This is a genomic window from Hyphomicrobium sp., assembly GCF_020852195.1.
Lineage (GTDB): Bacteria > Pseudomonadota > Alphaproteobacteria > Rhizobiales > Hyphomicrobiaceae > Hyphomicrobium_C.
Map to the genome: position 1 here is coordinate 1 of NZ_JADZBI010000199.1, position 7,712 is coordinate 7,712.

8 protein-coding genes are annotated in these 7,712 nt (G+C 57.5%); 1 reads left to right on the forward strand and 7 read right to left on the reverse strand.

The window, feature by feature from the left end:
* Nucleotides 1–477: 477 nt before the first annotated feature.
* The 6 genes from ectB to IT540_RS16945 all read right to left on the reverse strand — a co-directional run bounded on the left by ectB (nt 478) and on the right by IT540_RS16945 (nt 5,779).
* Nucleotides 478–1,821 carry a diaminobutyrate--2-oxoglutarate transaminase gene (gene ectB / locus IT540_RS16920; RefSeq protein WP_291180636.1) on the reverse strand — a complete coding sequence of 448 codons (1,344 nt, stop codon included), beginning with the start codon at nt 1,819–1,821 and terminating at the stop codon, nt 478–480.
* 47 nt (nt 1,822–1,868) lie between these two features.
* On the reverse strand, nt 1,869–2,021 hold the full coding sequence (locus IT540_RS16925; RefSeq protein WP_291180638.1) for a hypothetical protein: 153 nt from the start codon (nt 2,019–2,021) through the stop codon (nt 1,869–1,871).
* A 68-nt stretch (nt 2,022–2,089) separates the two neighbouring features.
* A complete protein-coding gene (locus IT540_RS16930) occupies nt 2,090–2,710 on the reverse strand; it encodes an acyl-homoserine-lactone synthase (RefSeq protein ID WP_291180640.1) in 621 nt (206 codons plus the stop codon).
* A 100-nt stretch (nt 2,711–2,810) separates the two neighbouring features.
* The gene (locus tag IT540_RS16935) at nt 2,811–3,524 is read right to left on the reverse strand and encodes a LuxR family transcriptional regulator (protein ID WP_291180642.1); all 714 of its coding nucleotides are present in this window, start codon (nt 3,522–3,524) and stop codon (nt 2,811–2,813) included.
* Nucleotides 3,525–3,579: 55 nt separating this feature from the next.
* Complete coding sequence (locus IT540_RS16940; protein WP_291180644.1) at nt 3,580–4,425, reverse strand: alpha/beta hydrolase; 846 nt, start codon at nt 4,423–4,425, stop codon at nt 3,580–3,582.
* Between the two features lie 1,135 nt (nt 4,426–5,560).
* Nucleotides 5,561–5,779 (reverse strand): helix-turn-helix transcriptional regulator, encoded by a 219-nt coding sequence (locus IT540_RS16945; RefSeq protein WP_291180645.1) that lies wholly within the window; start codon nt 5,777–5,779, stop codon nt 5,561–5,563.
* Between the two features lie 188 nt (nt 5,780–5,967).
* On the opposite strand from IT540_RS16945, the gene IT540_RS16950 reads away from it, so the two are divergent.
* Nucleotides 5,968–6,480, forward strand: coding sequence for a hypothetical protein (locus IT540_RS16950; protein ID WP_291180646.1), 513 nt, complete (start codon nt 5,968–5,970; stop codon nt 6,478–6,480).
* 26 nt (nt 6,481–6,506) lie between these two features.
* On the opposite strand, the gene terL is transcribed toward IT540_RS16950, so the two are convergent.
* A partial coding sequence (gene terL, locus IT540_RS16955) for a phage terminase large subunit (RefSeq protein WP_291180648.1) occupies nt 6,507–7,712 on the reverse strand: 1,206 nt, incomplete at its 5' end.

Consider the following 7,712-nt stretch of genomic DNA (forward strand, 5'->3'; position numbering starts at 1 on the left):
CGTGTTTGGCGCATACGAACCGTAGAGGAGACGGTGCCGCCGCCGTCCAGCCAACGTCCGCCGTCACATCACACGGCTTTCACGCTCGGTCGAAGCATCTCGCTGGGGCAATGACGACCGGTCTATTCCCACGCAGCCCCAATGACCAGTGACGCAAGTGTTCGCTCAATTCATAATCGCGTCCCCCGGTGGGGGTGTCGATGACAGTTCCTCGACGGCTATTCCGAAGTCACGCATAAGATCGGCAGCACAGCTGTGTATCCTGGATGCAAACCTCGGGTCGTCGAGAACATCCTCCGCTTCACGTTCCGCCCAGAGAAAGAGGCGAACGAGACACTTTGCACTCTGGCGTTTTTCATCCCACGACATCTGCGCTTCTCCCGCTACGCTCTTTTTTAGTCGAGCAATGATCCAGATCAGAGAATTGCAGGATGTTGCGAGGGCAAGAACTATGGTTTTCCTCAGGTTAGACGTAGTTCATGTCTCTCTTTTGCGTGAGGAGCCCTCACTCCGACGGAGACGATAGCGTCGGTACCCCATCCTCGCGGGCGAAAGGCACGCGCGGATCGCGTCCTGAAGACGATACAGTCCCTCTTCTAGGACTTCCTGCTCGATGGTAAGGGGCGGCAGAAGCTTTAGCACTTCATCATGTGGTCCGCACAACTCGATGAGCAGCCCGTTCCTGACGGCGCGGTCGGCGACCTCAACAGCAATGTGCGGATCGGCGAACCTCAGTCCCTGCATCATCCCGATGCCACGAGCTTCCAGAAACCTCGGATAGTCGGCCGCAATGCCATCGACCCAATTCCACAGCTCCTGCTCCCGCGTAGTGATGTCGCTTTGGAATTTCTTGTTCTCCCATAGGCCAAGTGCTGCAGTCGCGGTGACGAAAGCATGGTTGTTGCCGCGGAAGGTTCCGTTGTGCTCTGCTGGACGCCATCGGTCGAACTGAGGCTTTATGAGAACGACGGCCATGGGTAGGCCAAAGCCGCTGATCGATTTCGCGAGGCAAACGATGTCGGGGAAGATGTTGGCCCGTTCAAAACTGAAAAACGGCCCAGTGCGCCCGCATCCGGCCTGTACGTCATCCACGATCACCAGTGCGCCAAGATCCCGCGCAACGGATTCGAGCGCACGCAACCATTCATATGGTGCGACGGTCAATCCCCCTTCGCCCTGAACCGTTTCGACGATGAACGCAGCAGGCGCTTCGATGCCTGACGACGGGTCGCAAACGGCGTCACGGTAGTCATGAAGAACCTTAACGCCGTCGTTGCCTGCGCACGCAAAGGGCAACCGATGCACATGGGAAAGGGGTACTCCCGCGCCGCCACGCGCGAAGCGGCTACCGGTTGCGGCCAACGCACCCAGACTCATGCCGTGAAACGCATTGGTAAAGGCAACGACGTCTCGACGCTTCGTGACCTTACGCGCCAGCTTTAGTGCGGCCTCCACCGCGTTGGTGCCTGTAGGGCCAGGAAACTGAATCACATAGTCGAGCCGCCTCGGGAGGAGGACCGTCCCAAAAAACTTTGCGAGGAATGCACGCTTGGCCGACGTATGGAGGTCCATGCTGGTGGCGATACCGTCGCCGCAGATGTACTTGAGCAGCTCCGCCTTCAAAGCCGGATGGTTGTGCCCATAGTTCAGGGCGCCGCACGCCGAGAGGAAGTCGATGTATCGGCGTCCTTCGTCGTCCCAGACCTCAGCATTGAGAGCTCGACGAAAAGTCGAAGCCATACGCCGGCAGTATGACCGTACATTTGACTCGATGGAGAAGGGATCAAAGTGCCGAACTATCGGCGACGGATGAACATTCATGAAATCCCCCAAAATTTGACCAGATCCGGCCACAACCTGCCGCGATCTCAGCGTTGCCGTCCGTCGACCGTCCGGCGTTTCACCGCCTCGGCGCTCTGGATTGCAAAAAGCTCTCGACGAACGCGGTTCAGCAGAAACGCCAGCCTTGGCAGGTTGGCGCGTTCTGCCACTACGATGAGGTAGGTCACCGCATCGATCATGTGCCGTGCAACCACGGCCGGGCTGGCAGTGTCGCTTACACTGGAGTGTTGCTGCCTATTCTTCTCCATTAAGCCGCCCGCCGATCGGGATCCGGCATCAATCTGAGCACGGAGCCTTCAATTCCGAGTTTGCGGCAGTGATGTTCCGGGCGTAGGTGAGTGGCCGGCACGGAGAACGCTGCCTCCTCCTTTCCTTCCACGATGTCGACTGGCCCGAGCCAGTGGACACCGGTGCGGAGGAAGTGTTCGAGCAGATGCTTTCGCGTCACGCCGATCACTGAGGTGATGCCGTGTGCAGAGCAGTATTCCTGGAGAGCGCACAGGATCTCTGGCATGATCCGCACCCGTTGCGGGCTTGTGTAGGTGCGGTCGACGCAAAGGCGCGTTGCTTCCCACACGCTCCTCGAGCACGGCAAAGGCGCATCCGCGAAGAGGTGCGGCCAGTAGTTCTGGACCATGTAGGGGAGGGTGGTCGGCAGCAGCCTTATCAGGCCCCGCACCACCTGTTGCTCGTCGCGCCAGGTCAAATAGACCGCGCCGGGCGTGTCGAATTCGTCATACTCCATGCCCTCGAACGCCGAATGAGCCAGTCCTCGTTGCTTGACGAAGACCCGGTACCGGAGGCAGGCCTGGGATGCCAAAGCGTCTCCAAAATAGTGAGCGGTACGTAGGGAAAAGGCTTCGATCATGATCGTGGTTCCGACGCAGTTTCGCTGCGCTCGAAAACGACACGAAAACGGCCGCATGCCGTACTGAGGTTTTCCTCAGGTTCCCATTAAGAGATTGATTTTATAGGTGAATAAGACCCAGCTGTAAGGCCATCACGACCAGGGCGATGCGGTTTGGGGCGCCAATCTTGTTCATCATGTTGATGAGGTGAAATTCGACAGTCCTGTCGCACACGTGGAGAATGTTCGCGATGTCGGCGTTCGACTTGCCAGCCTTAACCCAATTGAGGACCTCTGCCTCGCGTTTCGTGAGGTGCACGCCGGTTCCAACACTATCTGGCCATTCGCCGCCGAGATCGATGAAGCGCCACCACGTTTGCGTGCACGCCGCATAAATGATCGGAAACCTTTTGGGATCGACCTTGTCTGGCCCTCGCTGACTGATGCTTACAAGGTCGCGGCGAGACGCCGGACCAAAAAGGGGTATCGACGCACCTGAGTGAACACCGATTTCTCGACAGGCTTCAAAGAAGTTGCGCTCGGCGACGCTCAACTGCTCCGGCGGGGCGGCATCACTCCAATGGAAGGGGCGTCGGCAGGAAAAGGAAGCGGCCAGGACAGGATCTATCAGTTGCCACTTCTCGGAAAAGTACGTCTCTGTGTAGCCCTGCGGAAACTCATGCCAAGCTACTGAGCCGACCCGCCTGTCGGCGACCGTGGTCATAATATAATTCTCGTATCCCTCTTCAGCGAGGAACTGAGAAAAAAGTCCCCTCAGCTCGTCGCGAGAAGATACAGCCATTGATGCGTCGACAAACTCTTCGAAGAAGCGCACCCCGAACTCCGCGTCCTCTGTCTTATGCGATAAATGATTATATTGTGGATATCGTTCATTGGGCGTCAAGTCCGTTCAGAAACGCTAACAGGATCGGGGTGAAGAAATCTGGTGCCTGCCAATGGGGCGCGTGTCCTACCTGCTCAAGCACGACCACTTCGCTTCGCCATAGTCGGCCGTAGTGGAGCGATCTCAGGTAATCGAGCCGTACGAATGGATCGTCGGCACCGTGTACCACCGCGAAAGGCCTAGAGGGTTCGGCCGCGACCAAACGCTGATCCACCCCTACACCCGCGAGGGCGCTGCTAAACATCAACTTTCGCGCCAAGCCGTCGGTGCGCCGGACCCGCATTCTCAGAAATGCATCGGGCTCTCCAACCCCTAGCATCGCGGCCGCGTAGGCCTTCACGTCATCAGTGCTGAATTCGGCCTTCCCGGCAAGTAGCGTCGTCGGATGCGTGCGGAATGCGGCTTCGAGCGCCTCGGGGGCTGGCTTGCAGGGCGGACTGCCGATCACCATGAGGCCGCGCACTGTCGGCCTGTGGGCCGCGAGTTCCATTGCAACATGGCCACCGAGCGACCAACCTACAATGATGGGCGCTTCAACACCCGCATCGTCCAGAAGCTCTCCGAGGGCTGCCGCATAACCAGGGAAACTGTAAGTATTGTGGGGATCGCTGGCGTTCTCCGAGTCGCCATGTCCCGGCAAATCAGGCGCTAATACACCATAGCCGACCTCGATGAGCATCGGAACTACATGAGCAAATACCTCCTTGCAGGACGAGTTTCCGTGGATCAGCAAAACTGTCGAGCGCTGTCCCTGATGCTCGAGCATGGCAAGACGGCCCGCCGTAGTTTGTCGGAAGACCTCAAAGCGGGAAAGTGCCTCGATGCCTCCCATAGGTCATCTCCTTTAGCCTAACGCCGTATGAAGGAGCTTCGCCGGTTCGGGCGATCGACGTGTCGTCCAGGCCGTCGAAGAAATAGAAAATCGGTACGTCCAATTGCCGGCTGAGCTTAAAGAGCTGGACGGCTGACACGCGACACGCGCCAGACTCATGGTCCTCCATTTGCTTGAGGGCAATGCCGGTTCGATTAGCCAGCTCCTCGGTGCTCCACCCCAAGTGCACTCGTCGCGTCTTTATCCGCTCGCCGATGTACACGTTTACGGCATTCAATCTCGAAGACCTATCTTCAATCATTGTCCGACTCCCAGGATGGTAGCCCCAAGAACCTCTTTCTCGTACTGAGTTGGCACGCTTTCCCTTGAAATACCAACACTTGCAATAGCCTCGATCAATCCGTTTGGATGCTTGAGTAGAGGCGAGGATGAGGTCCTGTTGTGCCGCCTACGGATCAACGCTAAGTTGGTTTTTTTGGGGGCGCGGACATGTTTCAGCGTCACGCACTGATTGCTTTAGTTCTTTTCGTCGCAGGATGCGCCACGGCAAGCGAGCCGCCAGTGCAGCAGGCGGTGGTGTCTGAACCAGCTCAAACGGTGACGACCGAGCAAGTAAATTCAGAGCATCCGTCCGTCACCATTGAACGAAGGCAAGTCCCCGACTCGCGTTCAATCGAGCGCCACGCGCCTGCCAAGATCACTCCCAAGTCGGCATCGGAGCCGGACGACAACGCAATTATTCGCTATGTGCTTTCAGAGTCCCGCGCAAGGTATCCGGGGAACTGCGCATGTCCTGATGATCGGGACCGGGCGGGAAGACGCTGCGGGGGAAGGAGTGCGTATTCGAGGCCGGGCGGGTATTCGCCACTGTGCTACCCGCACGATGTCACGCCAGAGATGATCGAGAGAGCTAGACGAGAATTGAGGCTCTAGACGCATCTTCGCGCGATGCCTTCTTATTCCTCCGTAGTACTTCAACCTCAACGAAGGGCGTTGCGGGTCAAGTATCCCCCTCCCCGTGCTTGCAGCGCTGTTAGCGCATACGATCTCAACGAGGGTGGACAAACTCTGGGCTTTACGATCGACAGGTTGCAGCTTCCGCTGAACGGAATCAAGTTGCACTGGCCACACCATGTCATCGACCTTTGATCGGTTCTAGCAAGGCGCCCGCTGGCACCTTTAAGGCCCTCGCGATGCGATCCAGGATGACGACCGTCGGGTTGCGAACGCCGCGCTCGATGCCGCTGATATACGTGCGGTGCAGGCCGCACTGATCGGCAAACGCCTCCTGTGAGAAGCCCTGCTCCTCTCGAAATCTCTTCAGATTGAGGCCGAGCCGCCGCCGCACATCCATCCCCAGCAGGGAACGGGGCTAGTGACGATTGATCTACAGACGATGAGTCTCATTTCACTGGACTTCCACCGTCAGCTGAGCCACGGATCGAGGACGCATTGATGACGATGAGTCTCAAGCCGGGCATTGCCACTTAGGGCAAGGCGGAAGCCCTCGTATTGATGGCACGACATAAGAGGAGACATCTTATGACCAAAGATATTGACCTAAGCACTGTTCAGAAGGGTAAGGTCACCGAAGCCCTAGCAGCCTCAACGCTCATCCTTGCATCAGCGGGACGACTGTCGCCTTTCGTGCCTATCTCAGACGACTGCGGGATTGACCTGATAATTCTTGACAAGGAAACACATCGCACCGTCACACTCCAGATTAAGTCGCGCATTGCCAACCCGGCGCGTCAGACCGTTCAGTTCAATATCCGCAAGGCTTCGTTCAGCGATCTCGGCAATCGCTATCTTCTCTGCGTTCTCTTTGATCCCGTGAACATCGCCCTCACCGCTTCGTGGTTGATACCTATGTCGCGAGTGCCTGACGTTTCGGTCGAGAAAGAGGATGCTTACGCCCTGACGCCTAATACCCTCGCCAAGTCTCGCGACCGCTACCAAGAGTTTCGCCTCAACACCGCCACTGAGCTCGCCAATGCGGTGCTGCACGCCATCGGCGGAGAAGGCCTGTCGCTCACAAAGCACACAGCGGCCTGAATCAGCGCCCCGAAGGTTGGAAGTCTTCAGAAGAGCACTCCGGCCCGGGGCCGTCGCCCCTCGATCCAATTCAGAAACTGAGACGTGCTGTCGACTTGGTCGTCATGGCGTCCGCCTGGAAACGCCAAGAGCTCTGCCACATATCCATCTAACCAACTTGCTGTTTTTGGCAGGAGAACCGCTCCTGACTCGAAGCGAGCCGATTGTGCCTCCATCCGGGCGACCTTTGAGCCTTCTGTCGCAAGGCCAATTGGCATCAAATCGCGCTCCACACGCAGTTGCTGCACCAAACTTATACCAACACCAGATTTCTCGATGAGCACCGTATTTGCTTCAAAGCTCCGCGCCTGCCTTACGACGGCGCGTTTCAGATCTGGAAAGGTGAGGCGCTTTCGCAGAACATCGACCAAGTAATATTTGGTCCGCTTCCTGTCGACCTGCCAAGTCGTACAAACGGACCAATCCGCATTTGCGCTCGTGGCCATCGCGATGTCCCAGCTCTGAACTATTTGCTCGCCGGAGCTTCGTGCGGGAAGGCTATCGTACATCTGCAACCAGCGTCTTTTGAGAAGGTAACCTTCAATCGGAACTGGAGCCTGTTGATATTGGGCAGAGAACGGTAGCTCCCCCACTCCGGCTCGCAAGTCCTTCAAGATCTCCAGCGATTCTCGCTCCGGGTGAAGCGCATCTCCTGCCTTGCGTCCAACCGTGCGGCCGTCGGAGAGTTGGAAGCATTCATCCTTCTCCGCAATTGCCGGCAGGCGGAGGACCTTCCAACCTCCTTTTTCTAGGACATGCGCCGTCAAATCATCCACGTGCACACGCTGCATGATGAGTATGATGACATCGTTCTTCTTATCGTTGAGCCTCGACAGAAGCGTTGTGTCAAACCACTCATTCGCCTTCTTGCGGAGCGCGTCTGAGGACGAGTCCTGAGGCTTGATGGGGTCATCGATAATGACAAAGTTTCCGCCACGACCGGTGAGAGTCCCCCCGACCGACGTTGAGAGGCGATAGCCACCTCTCGCCGTTTCGAACTCTTCCTCCGCGCGTTTGTCACGATTGAGTCGCGCGTGAGGAAACACCCGCTGATACCAATTTGTTTCCATGACCGTCCGACAATCCCGAGCGAGCTTTCCCGCGAGATCCTGCGCATAGCTGACACACACGACTCGAAGTGTCGGATCTCGACCGAGCGCCCACGCCGGAAGCGCAATGGACGCGCAGATCGA